Source organism: Mesorhizobium sp. P2_F7 (genome assembly GCF_056403695.1).
Map to the genome: position 1 here is coordinate 565,968 of NZ_JBFUFA010000001.1, position 17,010 is coordinate 582,977.

The following is a 17,010-nucleotide window of genomic DNA, read 5'->3' on the forward strand; positions in this document are numbered from 1 at the left end:
ATGGGCATTATGCGGCCACTTCCTGACGCTCATGCGACCGCACGAACTCCTGAAGCATTTTGAAGACCGGCCCCTTCATGTCGTCGCGCGCCAAGGCGAAGGCGATGGTGGCCTCGATGAAGCCTTCCTTGGAACCGCAGTCGAACATCCGGCCGTGGAACGGTTGGGCATAGAAAGACTGGCTTTTCGCCAGGCGGACCATGGCGTCGGTGAGCTGGATTTCGTTGCCGGCGCCGCGCTGCTGGTTGCCCAGCAACGAGAAGATTTCGGGCTGCAGGATGTAGCGGCCGTTGATGTAGTAATTCGACGGCGCATTGGCCGGCGCAGGTTTTTCGACCATGGCCGTCACCTCGAAGCCGCCGCCGACCTCGGCGCCTCGGCCGACAATGCCATATTTGCTGGTCTCAGACGGCTCGCAGCGTTCGACCGCGATGACGTTGCCGCCGGTCTGCTGATAGAGATCGACGGTCTCGGCCAGGCATCCTCGGCCGCCGAACGACACCATGTCGGGAAGCAGCAGCGCAAACGGTTCGTCACCGATGACTTCGCGCGCGCACCACACCGCATGGCCGAGGCCCTGCGGCGACTGCTGGCGGATGAAGCTGGTGGCGCCGGCCACCGGCAGCATGCTTTCAAGCGCCTCCAGCTGGGTCTTCTTGCCGGTCTGCTCAAGCGTTCCGATCAATTCAGGATGCAGGTCGAAATAGTCCTCGATGACAGCCTTGTTGCGGCCGGTGACGAACACAATGTGCTCGATACCGGCTTCGAAAGCCTCGTCCACCGCATATTGGACGACGGGCCGGTCGACCACGGGCAGCATTTCCTTGGGCATCGACTTGGTCGCCGGCAGGAACCGTGTTCCGAGTCCCGCCACCGGGATGACTGCCTTCCTGACTTTCTGCATCTGCTATTCCTTCTGAGAGAAAAAGATTTCTACCTATCGCCGGCAATTCATTGTTGGAGCATGATCTTTTCCGAAAACCGGTTTCCACTTTTCGGGATCATGCTCTAGAAACTGGCCCGCATGCTTCATCTCCCCGTCCCCACGGCAAACTGTGCCGCCACCCTCCGTAGCCGGACGGCGATCGGCATCGACATATGCCTGACAGCCGCCGGATCACTTAGCGCGGTGCGTAACGCCTTCAACGGCGAGCGCGCCTTGATGTGCTGGACCAGCGACAGGAACGATGCCGCCTTGCGCAGGCTGCGGGCGCGCCTGGCGAAGGCGGCCGCGGCAGCCGCGTCCATGGAATTGGCCTCGGCGAAGACCGCATCGGCTTTGCGCATCGCCTCGACATGGTGAAGCTCGAGCACGCGCGAGATCGAACCTGTGCGGATGTGGTAGATATAGCCGGTCGTCGGCTCGACCACGCATTTGCCGCCCTTGGCCAGCGCGTTGGCGAGCAGGATGTAGTCCTCGCCGATGCTCAGATTTTCATCATAGCGAAGTCTGTTTTCGGTCAGGAAGCGGCGCTGGAAGATCGGCTTGAGATAGCCAAGATTGAACGTGGACTCGAAAACGATGTTGCCGGCGATGTAGTCGGCGAGCGAAATCTCGCGCAGGCTTTCCAGATAGTCGGCGGGAAACATCGTCGCTTCTGCAACGCCGTCCTCGCGCACCACCTGAAGGTTGTCGACGGCGATCACAGCGCCTGCCTTTTCCGCCCGCGCGATCATGGCGCCAAGCCGCCCGGGAAGGACGGCGTCGTCGGAATCGAGCACCGCGACCCAGCGGCCGCAGGCCAGCTCGAGCCCGGCATTCCTGGCGCCACCCGGTCCGCGATTTGCGGGCAGTGCGACGACGCGGACGATGTCCTGCGGGTAGGCTCTCGCGACGTCGAGCGTGTTGTCGCGCGACTGGTCGTCGACGACGATGATTTCAACACTGACATCACGCTGGGCGATGGCGCTGGCGATCGCCCGGTCAAGCGTGGCCGCGGCATTGTAGGCGGCGATGACAAAGGAGACGTCAGGCTGCACGCTTGCCTCCTTGCTGTGGGGATGGCAGGCCGTATTGGCGAATCTCGCTGATACCGACCAGGCCGCTGACGACACCGACATGCATGATGCCGCGCAAGACGCTGCGGTTGCGTCGGACGGGGCTGATCGCGGTGAGCGCGGCCATGCCGAAGCAGTAGGCTGCCTTGGCCGAGGCAAGGCCGATATTCTTCGCGCGTCTGACAGCACCGGCATTTTGGCCGATGAGGTGGCCATGCGTCTGGCCGAAGCGGAAGCGGCGGCGGCGCAGCCAGTCGAATGCGGCGCGCGAACGCGGCACCACTTCCTCGACCCAGGCCTGCGGCGCAAATGCGATGCGGCCGCCGTCCCTGACCATGCGATCGAAGAACTCGGTATCCTCGCCGCCGCTTTGGCCGCGCGCCAGGCTGAAACGCCGGTCGCGCAAGCTGTCGGCGCTCATCCTCAGAAGCACGTTGCAGGTGTAGCCGGTGCGGATTTCGCCCTGCACCCAGACCGGCAAGGTGGAATGGAAGTCGCCCTTGCGCATCCAGTCCGGCGCATCCGGGCGGTAGAGCGCCCGCACCGGGCCGAGCACGGCCTCGGCGCCGCTTGTCTCCGCCGCAGCGACCAATTCGGCCAGCCATTGCGCGGAGGCGGTTTCGTCGTCGTCGATGAAGGCGACAAAATCCGCCGTGCTGGTGTCAAGACAGGCGTTGCGGGCGACCGAGATGTTGCGCGCCGGTGCATGCCGGTAGCGGACCAGCAGCTGCAATTCGCTCGCTAGCGCAGTCACCAGCGGCTCGGCGGTCGGCTCGTCGTCATTGTCGGCGACGATGACACCGATGCCGAAGCCGGCAGGCATGGCAAGAGCCGCAAGCGAGCGCAGCGTGTCGGCCAGTTCCGGCCGGCGAAACGTGCAGACGCAGATGTCGATGCGACGATCCCTGGAGGCCATGCCCATCACGCCACCTTGCGCTGCGATCGCGCCCCGAGCAGTTGCAGCCAAAAGCCGACCGACCAGCCGAAATGCATGACCATGGCCGAAATACCGGCCAGCACATTGTTGGGATTGCGCTGGGTAATCGCGGTCACGATGCCATAGCCGAGACAGACCGAGGCCCAAACCAGCAGCGGCACCGCCGCCAGCCAATGGATGAAGGAAAATGCCGCGAGGAGAACGACGGGCGCCACCAGCAGCGGAATCATCTGCCGTACCTTCGGGATCATGCGGTGCTTGAGCACGTTCTTGGCGCGGCCGCGGCCATAGCCGAGATACTGGAAATACAGGCCTTTCAGCGACGAACGCGGATAGTAGACCATCTGCGTCTTGCCGCTCATCCAGATGCGGTAGCCGGCCTGGCGCAGCCGGTAATCGAGCTCGGCGTCCTCATTGTGGCTGAAGGTCTCGTCATAGCCGCCAACCGCGGTGAAGGCTGAAATGCGGATCAGCGCGTGATGGCCATGGTCGACCCATTCGCCAGCCGACAGGTGCCGGTGCTTGGAGCCACCGGTGCCGAGCTTGGAATTCTGCGCCGCCGCGACCGCTTTCTGCACCGCGCCGCTGCCGCTGGTCAGCATCGACACGACAACCGAATCCGCCGATGTGGCCAGCGCCTCCTCGACCAGCCGGTCGCAATAGTCGGCGGGATAGCCGCCATGGGCGTCGATGCGGATGAGATATTCGGCGCCGGCGCCGTAGCTGGCGACGGCAAGGTTGATCGCAGCGCTCTGGATGCGCTTTGGGTTGTGCAGGAGGATGACCTGAGGGTCCTTGGCCGCAACCGCCTCGACAATGGCCAAGGTGCCGTCGGTGCTGCCGCCATCGGCAACGACGATGCGGGCGCCGAGCCTTAGCGAGGCCGGCCTCAGCTGTTCGAGCAGCGCACCGATATGCGCAGCCTCGTTCAGGCACGGAATGACGATCAGGCTTGGCGGCAGCGCCTTGGTTTGCGTCATCGGTGCCTTTCCATGCTCTGCACTTTTCTCATCGCCAATCATCCCTAGGCCAATGCCTCGGTGGCGAAGGGGCCGCCGGGTGCCGCCGCCAGACCACGCAGCTTGTCGACAAAGGCGCGGCAGTCGCTGCGGTCGTAGCTCCAGGTTCTCGGATTGCGGGCCAGCACGCGCGCCTTGGCCTTGCCGAAGCGCTCCTGGTCCATCCGGCCGAGCGCGGTTTCCAGCGTCTCGGGTGTGGCTTCGGAGAGCAGAATGCCGATGTCCTGCTGGTTGAGGAAGCGCCCGGTCTCGGTGTTGCCCATCGAGATCGGCACGGCGCCGAAGCGGCAGCCTTCATAGAGACGGTTGGGCAGCAGCCATTCCGAGTTCTGCCCTTCCTCGAAGAAGTCGATGGCCCAGGAGAAATGCACTTCGCCGTAGATCGCCGCCATGTCTTCCGGGTTGCGGTAGGGGCCACGGAAGGAGAGGTAAGGCTCGGCTTCGACAAAAGCGTGGAAATCCGGAAATTCAGAAAGTGCCGGACGGCCCCGCAGGACGACCTCGAAGCGCCCACCTTGGCGGCGCGTGAAATCGGCCAGCAGTTCCAGCGAGCGGCGGCAGCGCAGCGCGCCGAACCAGCCGATGCGCCAGGGCGGCGCGACAGGATTTTCCACCTTCAGGCGATCGTCCGTGGCGATCGGCGCGGTTTCGAAATATTTGTTTTCGACCAGCTCCACAGGTGCTGCGACTTGCCCGAACGGCTTGAAGTAATTGGCGATGAAGGCCGGCGAGCTCGTCACCAGAAGCTTCACGTCGCGGGCGAGATAGCGTTCCGCGGTGCGCAGCGCCTTACCCAGTATGTCGTTGCGCAGCACCAGGCGGTGGATGTCGAGGCATTCGTAGACGATTGGCACGCCACCGCGAAAGGCAGCCTTGGCACGCCTGGCAAGCGCCAGCATTTCCAGATTGCGCGCAATGATGAGGTCGGGCTTGGGTATTGCCGCAAGCTTGGAACCTATCGACAGCGCCGCCTTGGCGACCGCCGCCATGCGCTGGCCGAATCGGCCGTCACGCGTCGCGCCAAGGTCGATCGGCTGCAGACCCTCGACGTCGGGAACGGCATTTGTGGTCCGACGGAAGCCGGCCAATGTGACCCGCGCGCCGCCTGCCCTGAGCATTATGATCCGCCGGCGCACGGCCGGGTCGGAAACGTCGTGCACAAGGTACAAGACATGCAGCATGAAAACTCGACCGCTGTTGGCCCACCCAAGGGAATGCTAACCCAGCTTTTGCTGCATCGCAACATTTTTGGTGCGCCGTAGCAATAAGTGCACGTTTTTTGTTGCACTGCAAAAACGTATTGCTGTAGTTTGTTGATGGCGGCGGGCGCCGGTCGTGACGATTGTCGGACCGGCGTAAAATCAGGAATCCTGAATTTGGAAACCAGTGCATTCGATCCGCCCGAGGGCTCACTGCGCAAATCGGTCGGACGCGGCGCTGTCGTTACCGCCATGGCGCAAAGCGTCCGGGTCGCGACGCAGATCGTCTCCGTCATCGTGCTGTCGCGGCTTCTGTCGCCGCAGGATTTCGGCGTGGTGGCGATGTGTGCGCCGGTGCTCGCCTTCATCGCGCTGTTCCAGGATTTCGGCCTGACCCAGGCGACCATCCAGAAGACCGGGATCCGGCACGAGGAGGTCAACTACCTCTTCTGGGTCAATGTCGCGGTCAGCGCCGTGCTGGCTTGTGTGCTCGCGGGCGCGGCACCCCTGGTCGCCGCCTTCTATGGCGAACCGCGGGTGACGGGCCTGGTGGCCGCGTTCGGGCTGCAGATCATGGCCTATGGGCTCGGCGCTCAGCATCTGGCGCTTTTGACGCGTCGCATGCAGTTCGCCCGGCTGGCGGCAATCGAGGTGGCAAGCGCGGTCTTCGGGCTGGCCGTCTCGATCGCCTGGACCTTCATCGACCGCTCCTACTGGGCGCTCTTCGCCGGCACGCTGACGGGTGCCGTGCTGCCGACGCTTTGCTACTGGGCAAGCTCGCAATGGCGCCCCGGCCTGCCGCGCAAGGTCGACGGCATCAGGGCGCTGATCAATTTCGGCGCCGGCATTACCGGCTTCAACTTTGCCAACTTCTTCGCCCGCAATCTCGACAATGTGCTGATCGGTAAATATTGGGGCGAAGCGCAGCTCGGTCTCTATGACCGCGCCTACAAGTTGCTGTTGTTTCCGCTGAGCCAGATCACCAATCCGCTGTCGAAGGTGATGGTGCCGGCGCTGTCCCGGTTGAAGGACGAGCCGGACCGCTATCGCAGCGCCTACCTGCGCGTCATGCCGCTGATCCTGCTGGTGGCGTTGCCGGGCGTTGCCTTCGCCACTGCCATGTCCGACGTGCTCATTCCTTTCGTGCTTGGCGAACAATGGCGTGCAAGCGCCTCGATCTTCCTGGCGCTCGGCTTTGCCGGGCTGTTGCAGCCGCTCAACAATCCCGCGGGTTGGCTGTTCGTCAGCCAGGGCCGCTCCGGCGATTTCATGCGCTGGGGCATCGTCACCGCCGTGACATCGGTGATCGCCTTCGTGATCGGCCTGCCTTATGGCGCGTTCGGCGTCGCGGTCGCCTATGCGGTCAGCGAATATCTCAGGACGCCGTTCCTGTGGCTCTATGTCGGCAAGAGCGGACCGTTGCAGGCCCGCCATGTGCTCTACGGGGCAGCGCCTTTCGTGCTCGGCGCGCATCTGGCGCTGGCCGCCGTGTGGTTCGCCAAGCCGCTGCTGCCGGCACAGCCGGTCATCGCGTTGGCCGCAGGAGCCGTGCTGGCCTACGTCATCACGATTGCCGTCTCGCTTGTGTTCAGCGCCGGCCGCGAGGCGCTGCGGGAGGCCATGAAATTGATACCCGCACGGGGCTTTGCCCCGGCACCCAGCGAGGCGAAGTGACCATGTTTGTCGCGCATCTATTTGAGGGCTAGCAGCATGAATTACCGATCGATCTCAGACATGAACGACGCCATCCTGCGCAATCTGCACCGGTTGCCGCGCGACATCGACCTGGTGGTGGGCGTTCCCCGCAGCGGCATTCTCGCCGCGACGCTGGTCAGCCTGACGGCCAACATTCCAATGACCGATCTCGACAGCTTTCTCGCCGGCAGGATCTACACGTCGGGCATCACCAAGCGGCGCGCCGCGCTCGACCGGCAGCATGCCGATATGCGCAAGATCCTGGTCATCGACGACAGCATCGCCGGCGGCAACGCCATACGCGACGCCCGCGACAAGATCGCTGCCGCCGGCATCCAGGGCGATTTCGTCTACGCCGCGGTTTTCGGGCTGCAGCCGCAGCACCAGGAGACTGATGTTGTGCTCGAGGTTGTGCCGCATCCCCGGATGTTCCAGTGGAATTTCATGCACCACATCTTCCTCGAGCAATGCTGCGTCGACATTGACGGCGTGCTCTGTCTCGATCCGACCGAGGAAGAAAATGACGACGGACCGATCTACGAGAAATTCCTGGCTGAGGCGCGGACGCTGCTCGGACCGACCCGCAAGATCGGCTGGCTGGTCACCAGCCGGCTGGAGAAATACCGCAAGCTGACCGAAGCCTGGCTGGCCAAACACGAGATCAAATACGACCACCTGATCATGCTCGACCTGCCGAGCAAGGCGGAGCGGCAAAGGCTCGGCGCGCATGGCAGCTTCAAGGCCGAGTTCTACCGCAAGTCGGACGCCATCCTGTTCATCGAGAGCGAACACGAGCAGGCGCTCAGAATAGCGAAACTGTCGGGCAAGCCGGTGCTGTGCGTCGAAACCAACATCGTCTCCTTCCCCGACACGCTGTCGCTGCCGGCGCTGGAGCAGGCGGCGCGCAACCTGCCGGCCAGACTGCGCCAGATCAATTCGCCCGAAGGGCGCAAGTCGGTAGTCAAGAAGGCGGCGCGCACGCTGCTGGGCGAGCGCGGCTACGAGACGTTGAAGAACCGGGTGAAGCGGCCGGCCTAGATATCGCTGCTGCTACGCGGCCTTGCGCGAGCGCTGTTGCGCCGCCCGGTCGATCAGCGAAAAGAAGGTCGCGAACTGCGCTTCCGGGTTGAGCGCCGGCCGCTCGGAGAAGGCGCGTGCCGCCGCTGATACCCGCTTGTATTCCTCGCTGTCGTTCCACAGCCGCCTGACCGCTGCTGCCCAGTCGGTGAGCGGCGCGTCATAGTCCAGCACCACGCCGCCGGAGCCGATCGCTTCGGGCAGGCCACCACGGCGCGAGCCGACGACGGGAATGCCGCTGCAATGGGCCTCCGACGCCACCCGGCCCCAGGCCTCTTCCCACTTTGAGGGCGCCAGCAGAATCTTCGTGCGGCCATAGACGGTCTTCATGTCGCTGGTGCGGTTCTCCAGCGTGACGTTGCCGAGCGGTGCAATGGTCGCTTCGATGCGGGCGCGATGGTCGTCCTCAAGCTTCCAGCTCTCGACGAACAGGAACGGGATTTCGGGGCATGCGCCGGCAATGCCCACCGCAAGATCAAAACCTTTTTCCTCATAGGGATTGATCAGCGTGACGAATTGCCCGGTCGTTGGCGTCGCGTAATGCGCCGGGTTGATGGTCGGCGGAATGACCGTCGCCTCGATGCCGAATTTTTCCTTGTAGGTGCGCGCCGTGAATTCGGAATTGGCGATGTACAGCGCCGACTTCAGGTCACGCAGGTCGCCGGAGAGTTCGTGGAACTCGACGTTCCTGAGATAGACGACCAGCGGCACGCCCTCGGCCTGCAGCGCCTTGCCGATCGGAACCGAGTTGTGGCACTGGACCACGGCGACATCCGGCTTGAGCTTCTTGACGGCAAAACCCGCCGCCTCCCACGGAAACCAGGCCCGCACCACGGGGTAGCCAAGGTGGGAATCGATGGCGCCGCGCTGCCGCAAGAGCTTCATCTTGGCGCGCGCCTTGAGGCCGAACATGCCGTCGCCGAACAAAGCGGCCAGCACCGAGGCTTCGTGGCCATGTTCGAGCAACTGCTCGGCCAGATGGTGGGTGCTGGACTGGACACCGCCGCTGAACTCGGGTGGGTAACCGCTGCCTCCTGCAAAAAGCACTTTCATCGAACTGTGTTCCTTGTCGTTATTCTGGACGGCCGCAGACGACGCCGTTGCCGTTGCTCAAGCGACCTTGGGCGGCTCCAGATTGGCGAATGGATTGGTGCATGACTGCCACCCGGTGAAGCGGATGGGATCGTTCGGCGAGCTGCGCCAGGCATAGTCGGTCAGCATGTGGAATTCGGCGAGCACGACGCGGTCGAAATGCCTGAGATAGCGGCGCTTCTCCCGCGGCAGAAGCTGGCGCGCCTGACCCAGTTTCGCCGTCTCGAGCAAGGTGACGGCGTCGCCCAGGTTTCCGCTCGGGGATATCCAGGGATTGCGGTTTTGAAATTCAACAACGAACTGCTGCAGATGCTCGACCCGCATATTCAACTTGCCGAGGTATTTTTCGAGCGTGACCAGGACCAGGTCCTCGTCCGAGAAGGAGGACACGGCGGCATAGGCGATGCCGGTCGAGGCGACCCCGCCGGCGACGAAGGCGAGTGCTGCACGGCGCGATATCTTCATCATTCCGGCAGCTCCCTTCATGCCGCTATCCGGCTTGCCGCCCGCATCGAGAGCGCTGCCGCCGTCAGACTGGGATTGACGCAGGAACAGGTCGGATAGGTGCTTGTGCCGACGACGACGAGGTTCCTCAGCTGGTGGTGGATCAAGTCGCGGTCGACCACCGAATCGGCCGGGCCCGTGCCCATCCGCAGCGTCCCCTGGACATGCGATTCGGTCGGTCTTATGCCGCGGTCGAAAATCCGCTCCACCGGCAGCGGGGCGAGCAGAGCCGGCAGCTTGTCCAACGCCTTCGCCATGCCCTGGACGGCATAGTCGGAAGCGCCCTTGAAGGAGACGAAGGCGTTCTCGTCCTCGTCGAGGACAACGTGATTGTCCGGGTCGAGCAGGTTTTCCGTCACCATGACGATCGGCAGCGTTTGCCGCAGCCGTCCCTTCTCCGCCCGCATGCCGTGCTGCCAGCGGTTTTCGAAATAGACCAGGGCTGCCGCATGTTCGGCCCGGTGCGGGCCGTCATAGAGGCCGAAATTCAACCCGGTGGTGATGGTGGAGCCATCGAAATTGTCGACACCGTCGAGATAGACCTCAAAATTCCAGCCATAGGATTCATGCAGGCCGAGGCCGACGAACTCGCTGCCCAGTCCGGAGCGCAGCATGATCGCCGGGCTCTGTATGGCATTGGCGCCGAGCACGAACAGGTCGCCGCTGACCGTGTATTCCTTGCCGTCATGCATGAACGTCACCGCGCGCACGGAACCGCCGACATGATCGAGCCGCCGCACTTCCGCGCCGAGGCAGACCGAAACGTCGGGATGCTCGAAGACGTGCATGAGGCCATTGTTGACGGTGAATTTCGCATCGGCTGGGCAGAGCCAGCAGCGCAGATTGGCGCAGCACGCGGTCCGTTGCGACGTCGGCACCCGGGCGCGCGCGGTCGGCATGACGAAATGCTGGCCCGGCTGCGCCGCCTTCATCATCCGGTCCGGCGTCGACATGCGATGCGGCGGCTGCGGAAACGGTTTTGAGCGTGGCAGCATCGTCGCCATGTCGGGATCGCCCGAAATCGACATGACCTCTTCGGCCTCGCAGTAGAACGGCTCGAGCTCGTCATAGGAGATCGGCCAGTCATTGCCGATGCCATAGAGGCTCTTCAGGCGGAAGTCACTCGGATGGAACCTGGGCGTCTGCGCAAACCAGCAATTGGTGCCGCCGCCAAGCCCGATCGTATAATTCCAGGGCTTGTCGGCATTGTCGGTCTTGTAGGTCGTCTCGTCATCGATATCGGTGTTGGCATTCTGCTCGAGCTGCCATTCATGCGTGTTGTGGCGGCCCCACTCCAGCACCAAGACGCGCGCCTTGCGGTGTTGCGCGAAGGCATGCAGGAAGAAGGACGATCCGAAACCGGAACCGATGACGACGAGATCGAAATGTTCCTTGGCGATTTGCTCGGGTTTGACGTCAAGCACCATCAGATATTGCCTTTCTTGCGACACGCCCCACCCCACGGCGTCTTTGTCGTTCGTCCAGGCCCAACCCCCCGGTCAGCCAACTTTCCATGCCAGGCTTAAAGCGCGACGCGCTTTAAGCCTTTGGTTTGATGAATGTCGACATGCATCAGGCCGCCATCCTGCCGATCGAGAAATACTCGATGCCGTGGCGGGCGATGACCTTGGGATCGTAGAGGTTGCGGCCGTCGAAGATGACCGGCGTGGTCAGCGCGTCCTTCACCGCGTCGAAGGACGGGGCGCGGAAGCTCTTCCACTCGGTGGCGATCAAAAGCGCGTCGGCGCCGCGTAAGGCCGCCTCCTTGGTGCCGCACAAAAGCAGGTCGTCGCGCAGGCCGTAAATGGCCTGGCATTCCTGCATCGCCTCGGGATCATAGGCCTGCACATTGGCGCCGGCCTGCCACAGCGCCTCCATCAGGACGCGCGCCGGCGCCTCGCGCATGTCGTCGGTGTTGGGCTTGAAGGCGAGGCCCCAGAGCGCGAAGGTCTTGCCCTTGAGGTTGCCCTTGAAATAGCGGTGCACCTTGTCGAACAGCACCGTCTTCTGCTCGTTGTTGCGCTCCTCGACGGCGCGCAGCAACCTGGCGTCGAACTTGACGCCCTCGGCGGTCTTGATAAGCGCGCGCACATCCTTGGGGAAGCACGAGCCGCCATAGCCGAGGCCGGGATAGATGAAGTGGTAGCCGATGCGCGGATCCGAGCCGATGCCTTTGCGCACCTCCTCGATGTCGGCGCCGAGTTGCTCGGCCAGATTGGCCATCTCGTTCATGAAGGAGATCTTGGTCGCCAGCATGCAGTTGGCGGCGTACTTCGTGAATTCGGCGCTGCGCACGTCCATCACGATCATCTTCTCGTGGTTGCGGTTGAACGGCGCGTAGAGCTCGCGCATCACCGCCTCGGTGTCCTCGCTGTTGGTCCCGACAATGATGCGGTCGGGCTTCATGCAGTCGGAAACGGCGGAGCCTTCCTTGAGGAATTCCGGGTTGGAGGCGACGTCGAAAGCCAGATCCTGGCGGCCGCGCGCCTTCAGCGTCTCGGCAATCTTGGCCTTGACCTTTTCGCAGGTGCCGACCGGGACGGTCGACTTGCCAACCACGATCTTGGGGCTGTCCATCTCGCGGCCGATAGTCTCGGCCACCGCCAGCACGTATTTGAGGTCGGCCGAGCCGTCCTCGCCGGGCGGCGTGCCGACCGCGATCATCTGGATTTCGCCATGCTTGACCGCGGCTGCGGCGTCTGTGGTGAACTGGATGCGTCCGGCGGCGTGGTTCTCCTTGACCAGGCTCTCCAGTCCGGGCTCGAAAATCGGCACGAAGCCCTGGTTGAGCCGCTCGACCTTTTTGGCATCGACATCGACGCACACCACCTGGTGCCCGACTTCCGCCAGCACCGCGGCCTGCACGAGACCGACATAGCCAATTCCAAAGACCGTCAAATTCATTCGGGTTAATTCCTGTTCACGCCCTTTGGCCTGATATGGCCGAGCCGGTTCAGATCTACTTTATGCTGCTTACACTACATGCCAGCGATTCTGGAAACTGGCACGGCTGGCCGAGCGCTGTGAAGGCCACGCGTTGCACCTGCATCGACACCTGGCGACCGGGATCCGAAAAGGCGCCCATCCAGTTTTTCAGCGTGTCGCTGCCCCAGAGGCTGAAGAATATCTTCTGCGAATGGGTCGGCAATTCTTGCGGGTCAGTCACTTCCTGGACCAGCTTGCCGTTGACGTACCAGCGCAGCCGGTCCTTTTCCCAGATGAAGGCATAGTCGTTGAAGCCCTTGTCGGCGCCGCCTTCGACCTCGGCCAGCTTCTCGTTCTTGGGCTTGCCGGCGATGTAGCTGTTGACCTGCACCTTGGAGGTATCCTTGGTCAGGACCTCGAAGTCGATCTCATACCAGGGCTGTTTGTCGGCAGGGCCGATATAGGTGAAGAAAGCGGCGTTGAGACCGGAACCGGTGTCGGTCTTCATCCGCGCCTCATAGGTTCCGTAGCCAAAGCGCTGCTTGGTCTGGATTTCGGCGCAGGCGAACTCGCGGTCCTTCAGTTTGCGCTTTTCGAAACCGAGCGTCAGCATGTTGTCGGAAAGTTTGACCAGGCCTTTCGACCAGGTGCAATTCTGGTGGTTGCCGTTCGACCAACCGTCGGAGACATACCAACGCGAGCGATCGAAACTCTTGAAATCGTCGACAAAGGATGGCGCGCTTTGCATCTCCGGGGAGGCATCCTGGGCGCGGGACGGCTGCGCGGCGCCGAAGAGTGCTGCGGCTGCCGCCAGCAGAAGCGCACCAACGGATAGAAGACGCAATTGCCGATTTGGCTGCGCCGACGCCATGGCATCGATTGCCACGATGGAGGTCGTCTTCGGGTCTGCGTTCATATCAATTCACCTTTGTGCTGTTCCGCCCCAACCCAAAGTCACCGACTGGCCCACATTGCTAACGGGCCGATCCCGATCCTCCGTCCCCCGAACTTTCTCTTCTGTGCCTCGTATGACCGGCTTCAGCGGCCCGCGGATTTGACGTATTCGCCTCTCTGCTCGGAACTCTGCCCATTTTCCTCGACGATCGCGTCGAGTGAATGGCGCAGTTCTTTCATCCGGCTGGTCTGGCGCACCAATTCGGCAATGCGCTGTTCGCAGTTCAGGATCGACTTCGTCAAATTGCCGACTTCCGACCGCTTGCTTGCCGACGCTGAACCGTTCTCCATCGATTCGACCAGGAAGGCCGCGTTGGTGGACTTCGACCGATAGCGATTCTCCAGCCCGGTTTTCTCGGCCGCGATCTCGGCCGTGATCTGATCCAGCAGCTTTGCCAGACGGTCGAAACGCGCCAGATCGGTCTGCTTGTCCCGGGCCGGGTCCCTGGACCTGAAGCCGAAAATTGAAGCCATCCGGTTGGCCTTCCAAAATTGCTGCACCGCAACATACAGTGCCATCGTCGGGGCGCGTAGGCAACCTCCGAGTTTCAGAAAGGCAATTTTTCCACCTTCCGTACCCGTTGCCGCGGACTGGAGAGGCCTACTTGTCCAGGGACGTGCTGGTTCCCGCCATCAGGTACCGCAAGGGCGGCACCGGTTGCTGTCTCGGTGATAAACCGACGTGACGAAACAACGCATCCAGCTTGTCCGAGGCCACACCGCGAACAATGGGAATGAGATTTGACTGGCTGGCCAGCGCATAGGCAGCCGCCGACGCCATGCCGCGCTCGGCCTTCACGTCGAGGAAATTGCGCAGCCGGTATTTGTCGCGCACATGCCGTTCGTGCTTGCGCAGCACGGCCTTGGAGCCTTCAGGCAGGCTGTCGATCTTGAGAAGCGCCAGATCGGCATCGGCCAGACGCTTCAGATCCTGCGTCTTGTGGCGGCCGCTCAGCGAATCGGCGCGCACGATCGCGCCATAGCCGCAGGACCGGATGACCTTGAAGCGCGCGCCAAGCGCAAAGGCGCGGGCATAGAGCTCATAGTCTTCGCCCAGACGCAGGTTTTCGTCGTAGCGCAGGCCGTGCCTGTCGAGGAAAGCCCTTGATATGACCGGCTTGAGAAAGCCGAGTTCGCCGCGCTGGACGCGCCGCCTGGAGATGTTGCCTTCGATGAAGCGCTCGAAGTCGAGGAACTCCGGGTCGGCCGAAAAGGACGGGGCGACGATCTTCGAGACATCGGTCGCCGTATCGTCACGGATCAGCATGATGTTGTCGGCGGCGAAATCCCAGTCGGCGCTGGCAAACAGCTGGCGGAACCGGCCCTCAAGGAAGAAATCGTCGGCGTCGAGAATGCTGATGAAGGGCGATTTGGAGTCGGCGATAGCGGCATTGCGGGCAAAGGATGGCCCACGATTGACGTCGAGGCGGATGACCGAAAGCCGGCCGGTGCCATCATCGGCGGCAGTGGCGACTTTTGCGGTGTCGTCAGTGGAGGCATCGTCGACGACGACGACTTCCGCCACCTCCGGCTCGCGCAGCGCCGAAGCGATGGCCGCGGGAATGGTCCGGGCCGCGTTGCGGGCCGCGATGATCACGCAGACCTGGGGTACTGATGCGGACATGGGGACGCCTTTCAATTCCATGGATGGTTGCTGACTTTGCCCTGCCCATTGCACACCGCAGGGTGCCCCAACCCATCCTCCCATGATCCGTCGCCATCCAACCGGGACGGAACCGTCTCTGCCCGCTGCCGTTCTGCGATAGCCATCGTCACCGGCCTTCCGGCCGTTCGAAAATCCGCCGGCTGAGGTCGGCGGACGCAGCCCAGCCGGCCTCGGTTAGGTAGCGGACCGGTTCGCGACCGCACAGTTCCCACAAGACGGTGCGTCGCTGCGGCCACTTCAGCGACGACAGCCACGGCGCGATGACCATGTGGAACAAATCTTCATTGCCGATGCGTGACAGGATCCGCGTCGCCCGATCCGACAGCAGCGTGCCGGCGCCGCCAAGCAGCACGTCGGCGGCGCGCAAGCCCAGCAGCAACGTGTCGGCCAGCCCCTGCTCGGCCGCGTAGTCGAGCACAGTCTGCTGCTCGGCCTCGCTCAGGCGGCTGGCGGCGGCTCTGATGTCACAGACATAGCCCGCGCAAGGCTCGCGGTTGAACAGCGCCTTGGCGACGCTGATGCAGGACAAAAGCAAGGTGTCGGAAGCCGAGATGAAAGGCACGCTGGAGCCGGCGATCGCAAGCGCGCGCTTGCGGCGCAGGAAGCCGTCCGTGTCGCGTGGGCTTGGCGATCCCGGTTGCTGGAGCCGGTAGTGGAGATCGACGGTGGACAGTTTCTGGCCCTGGCTGCGAACCATGTGCTGTTCGCCCAAAAACCGCACCCACCAGACGGAGCGGGACTTCCCGGCGACCTCGTAACCGATCGAGCGCAACGCATCGCGGGCTTTGAAGAAGCCGGCCGGCGACACCAAAATGTCGACGTCGCCGGACGGCTTCATGAAATGGTCGCCATAGAGCAGCTGCTGCTGGAACGGTCCCTTCAGGAAGACGAAATCGATCCTGCTGTCGCGTAGCGCCTTGTCGATAGCCATCGAATCCATGATGCCGGACGAGTTCATCGCGATCGTGCGCCGGCGATAGGTGTCGAGCCACTCGAGCAACCCCGGTGGCGTCTCGCCTGCCGGCGGGCGCGACAAGGCCTTCAGCATGAAGGTCGCGACCTTGTTCAGCCTGGCGATGTCGCAAACGTCGGCAACTGAGATGGCCGGTGCAGGCGCCGTGCTGGCGCTCGCCTCCGGGTTGAAGAACAGCCGCAGGCACGCCTGCACATAGGCGACTTCGTCGGCGCAGCCGGCGGCGCGCAACCTCTCGAAGGTCCCTTCCTGCAAGGCCATATGCTGCAGCATCTCCGCAAAAAAATTCGCCAGGCGCGTTATAATTCGCCAGGCGCGTTATATTGCAAGTGCGAAGCAAAGCATCGCCAAATTCATGTGCCGCGTCCAGTTTTTCCTTCGGGGTCGATTTTGCCACAACCATAGCGTTTAGCGACGCAATTGTGCAACGCAGCACAGGCACGTCGCCGGAATCCGATCCGCCGACGGTACGCCCGCAGCAATTTTCGTGCGACTTCGCTCGAGCCTAAAAGGTTGGCATTCCAGGCGGAAAATTTAGTGTAATTAAATCAGATGCTTAATTAATCACCACGGATACATTGTTGAACTCCCCCGGGATGCGCGGCTAGAGTGCAGATGCAAGCGTTTTGATCACCCTTGAAGGCAGCCGCAACCGAGAATTGATTAACAGCGGGTAAATCAGACTTGACTCATAAATGCTGCCATGCAGCTATTGCGGTGCAGCAATGTCTCGCTGCCGGCAATCGACAGGCCGCTTCCAGTCCATAATTGGAGAGTAAAATGGAACAGAATGTTGAAAAGCATGAGTACGAAACCCCAAGCCTGACGGTCCACGGCTCGATCGAGACCATCACGCAAGGCGGTAGCGGCTCGACGGCTCTCGACGCCTCGTTTCCGGCACATACGCCGGTCGGCGAACTCACCTTCTCCTGAGACTCTTCTCGTTGGGGTGACAAAGTCCGGACTCTGAA

At 62.7% G+C, this 17,010-nt stretch carries 16 protein-coding genes; 3 read left to right on the forward strand and 13 right to left on the reverse strand.

Going from position 1 to position 17,010, the window contains the following annotated elements:
- Window positions 1-7: 7 nt before the first annotated feature.
- The 5 genes from galU to AC1DZ8_RS02610 form a co-directional block, all read right to left on the reverse strand.
- A complete protein-coding gene (gene galU, locus AC1DZ8_RS02590; protein ID WP_477300238.1) occupies window positions 8-904 on the reverse strand; it encodes a UTP--glucose-1-phosphate uridylyltransferase GalU in 897 nt (298 codons plus the stop codon).
- A 125-nt stretch (window positions 905-1,029) separates the two neighbouring features.
- On the reverse strand, window positions 1,030-1,980 hold the full coding sequence (locus tag AC1DZ8_RS02595; RefSeq protein ID WP_477300236.1) for a glycosyltransferase family 2 protein: 951 nt from the start codon (window positions 1,978-1,980) through the stop codon (window positions 1,030-1,032).
- Window positions 1,970-2,914: a glycosyltransferase family 2 protein gene (locus tag AC1DZ8_RS02600; protein ID WP_477300234.1), complete on the reverse strand. Its 945-nt coding sequence runs from the start codon at window positions 2,912-2,914 to the stop codon at window positions 1,970-1,972. Before AC1DZ8_RS02600 ends, AC1DZ8_RS02595 begins: the two co-directional genes overlap by 11 nt.
- Window positions 2,915-2,919: 5 nt before the next feature.
- Entirely contained in the window at window positions 2,920-3,915 is a 996-nt protein-coding gene (locus tag AC1DZ8_RS02605; protein ID WP_477300232.1) for a glycosyltransferase family 2 protein, read from the reverse strand.
- A gap of 44 nt (window positions 3,916-3,959) precedes the next feature.
- Window positions 3,960-5,135, reverse strand: a complete 1,176-nt coding sequence (locus AC1DZ8_RS02610) for a glycosyltransferase family protein (RefSeq protein ID WP_477300230.1) — start codon at window positions 5,133-5,135, stop codon at window positions 3,960-3,962.
- A 195-nt stretch (window positions 5,136-5,330) separates the two neighbouring features.
- Between AC1DZ8_RS02610 and AC1DZ8_RS02615 the strand changes: the two genes are divergently transcribed.
- Entirely contained in the window at window positions 5,331-6,827 is a 1,497-nt protein-coding gene (locus AC1DZ8_RS02615) for a lipopolysaccharide biosynthesis protein (RefSeq protein WP_477300228.1), read from the forward strand.
- A gap of 36 nt (window positions 6,828-6,863) precedes the next feature.
- Window positions 6,864-7,886, forward strand: coding sequence for a phosphoribosyltransferase (locus AC1DZ8_RS02620; protein WP_477300226.1), 1,023 nt, complete (start codon window positions 6,864-6,866; stop codon window positions 7,884-7,886).
- 12 nt (window positions 7,887-7,898) lie between these two features.
- On the opposite strand, the gene AC1DZ8_RS02625 is transcribed toward AC1DZ8_RS02620, so the two are convergent.
- The 8 genes from AC1DZ8_RS02625 to AC1DZ8_RS02660 all read right to left on the reverse strand — a co-directional run bounded on the left by AC1DZ8_RS02625 (window position 7,899) and on the right by AC1DZ8_RS02660 (window position 16,300).
- Complete coding sequence (locus tag AC1DZ8_RS02625; RefSeq protein WP_477400296.1) at window positions 7,899-8,978, reverse strand: glycosyltransferase; 1,080 nt, start codon at window positions 8,976-8,978, stop codon at window positions 7,899-7,901.
- A 57-nt stretch (window positions 8,979-9,035) separates the two neighbouring features.
- Window positions 9,036-9,485 (reverse strand): hypothetical protein, encoded by a 450-nt coding sequence (locus AC1DZ8_RS02630; RefSeq protein ID WP_477300222.1) that lies wholly within the window; start codon window positions 9,483-9,485, stop codon window positions 9,036-9,038.
- Window positions 9,486-9,499: 14 nt separating this feature from the next.
- Window positions 9,500-10,948: a GMC oxidoreductase gene (locus AC1DZ8_RS02635; protein ID WP_477400297.1), complete on the reverse strand. Its 1,449-nt coding sequence runs from the start codon at window positions 10,946-10,948 to the stop codon at window positions 9,500-9,502.
- Between the two features lie 145 nt (window positions 10,949-11,093).
- On the reverse strand, window positions 11,094-12,425 hold the full coding sequence (locus AC1DZ8_RS02640) for a UDP-glucose dehydrogenase family protein (RefSeq protein WP_477300220.1): 1,332 nt from the start codon (window positions 12,423-12,425) through the stop codon (window positions 11,094-11,096).
- 55 nt (window positions 12,426-12,480) lie between these two features.
- Entirely contained in the window at window positions 12,481-13,362 is an 882-nt protein-coding gene (exoK, locus tag AC1DZ8_RS02645) for an endo-1,3-1,4-beta-glycanase ExoK (protein ID WP_477400298.1), read from the reverse strand.
- Between the two features lie 122 nt (window positions 13,363-13,484).
- Complete coding sequence (locus AC1DZ8_RS02650; protein WP_477300216.1) at window positions 13,485-13,874, reverse strand: hypothetical protein; 390 nt, start codon at window positions 13,872-13,874, stop codon at window positions 13,485-13,487.
- 127 nt (window positions 13,875-14,001) lie between these two features.
- The gene (locus AC1DZ8_RS02655; protein ID WP_477400299.1) at window positions 14,002-15,024 is read right to left on the reverse strand and encodes a glycosyltransferase family 2 protein; all 1,023 of its coding nucleotides are present in this window, start codon (window positions 15,022-15,024) and stop codon (window positions 14,002-14,004) included.
- A 148-nt stretch (window positions 15,025-15,172) separates the two neighbouring features.
- Complete coding sequence (locus tag AC1DZ8_RS02660; RefSeq protein WP_477300212.1) at window positions 15,173-16,300, reverse strand: nucleotidyltransferase family protein; 1,128 nt, start codon at window positions 16,298-16,300, stop codon at window positions 15,173-15,175.
- A 519-nt stretch (window positions 16,301-16,819) separates the two neighbouring features.
- On the opposite strand from AC1DZ8_RS02660, the gene AC1DZ8_RS02665 reads away from it, so the two are divergent.
- Entirely contained in the window at window positions 16,820-16,972 is a 153-nt protein-coding gene (locus AC1DZ8_RS02665) for a lasso peptide (RefSeq protein WP_477279040.1), read from the forward strand.
- Window positions 16,973-17,010 lie beyond the last annotated feature (38 nt).

Excerpts from the sequence above, each read along its gene's own strand:
- AC1DZ8_RS02605 (WP_477300232.1), bottom strand. The coding sequence starts at position 3,915 with ATGACGCAAACCAAGGCGCTGCCGCCAAGCCTGATCGTCATTCCGTGC.
- exoK (WP_477400298.1), bottom strand. The coding sequence starts at position 13,362 with ATGAACGCAGACCCGAAGACGACCTCCATCGTGGCAATCGATGCCATG.
- AC1DZ8_RS02600 (WP_477300234.1), bottom strand. The coding sequence starts at position 2,914 with ATGGCCTCCAGGGATCGTCGCATCGACATCTGCGTCTGCACGTTTCGC.
- AC1DZ8_RS02640 (WP_477300220.1), bottom strand. The coding sequence starts at position 12,425 with ATGAATTTGACGGTCTTTGGAATTGGCTATGTCGGTCTCGTGCAGGCC.
- AC1DZ8_RS02610 (WP_477300230.1), bottom strand. The coding sequence starts at position 5,135 with ATGCTGCATGTCTTGTACCTTGTGCACGACGTTTCCGACCCGGCCGTG.
- AC1DZ8_RS02650 (WP_477300216.1), bottom strand. The coding sequence starts at position 13,874 with ATGGCTTCAATTTTCGGCTTCAGGTCCAGGGACCCGGCCCGGGACAAG.
- galU (WP_477300238.1), bottom strand. The coding sequence starts at position 904 with ATGCAGAAAGTCAGGAAGGCAGTCATCCCGGTGGCGGGACTCGGAACA.
- AC1DZ8_RS02635 (WP_477400297.1), bottom strand. The coding sequence starts at position 10,948 with ATGGTGCTTGACGTCAAACCCGAGCAAATCGCCAAGGAACATTTCGAT.
- AC1DZ8_RS02655 (WP_477400299.1), bottom strand. The coding sequence starts at position 15,024 with ATGTCCGCATCAGTACCCCAGGTCTGCGTGATCATCGCGGCCCGCAAC.
- AC1DZ8_RS02620 (WP_477300226.1), top strand. The coding sequence starts at position 6,864 with ATGAATTACCGATCGATCTCAGACATGAACGACGCCATCCTGCGCAAT.
- AC1DZ8_RS02630 (WP_477300222.1), bottom strand. The coding sequence starts at position 9,485 with ATGATGAAGATATCGCGCCGTGCAGCACTCGCCTTCGTCGCCGGCGGG.
- AC1DZ8_RS02665 (WP_477279040.1), top strand. The coding sequence starts at position 16,820 with ATGGAACAGAATGTTGAAAAGCATGAGTACGAAACCCCAAGCCTGACG.
- AC1DZ8_RS02625 (WP_477400296.1), bottom strand. The coding sequence starts at position 8,978 with ATGAAAGTGCTTTTTGCAGGAGGCAGCGGTTACCCACCCGAGTTCAGC.
- AC1DZ8_RS02660 (WP_477300212.1), bottom strand. The coding sequence starts at position 16,300 with ATGGCCTTGCAGGAAGGGACCTTCGAGAGGTTGCGCGCCGCCGGCTGC.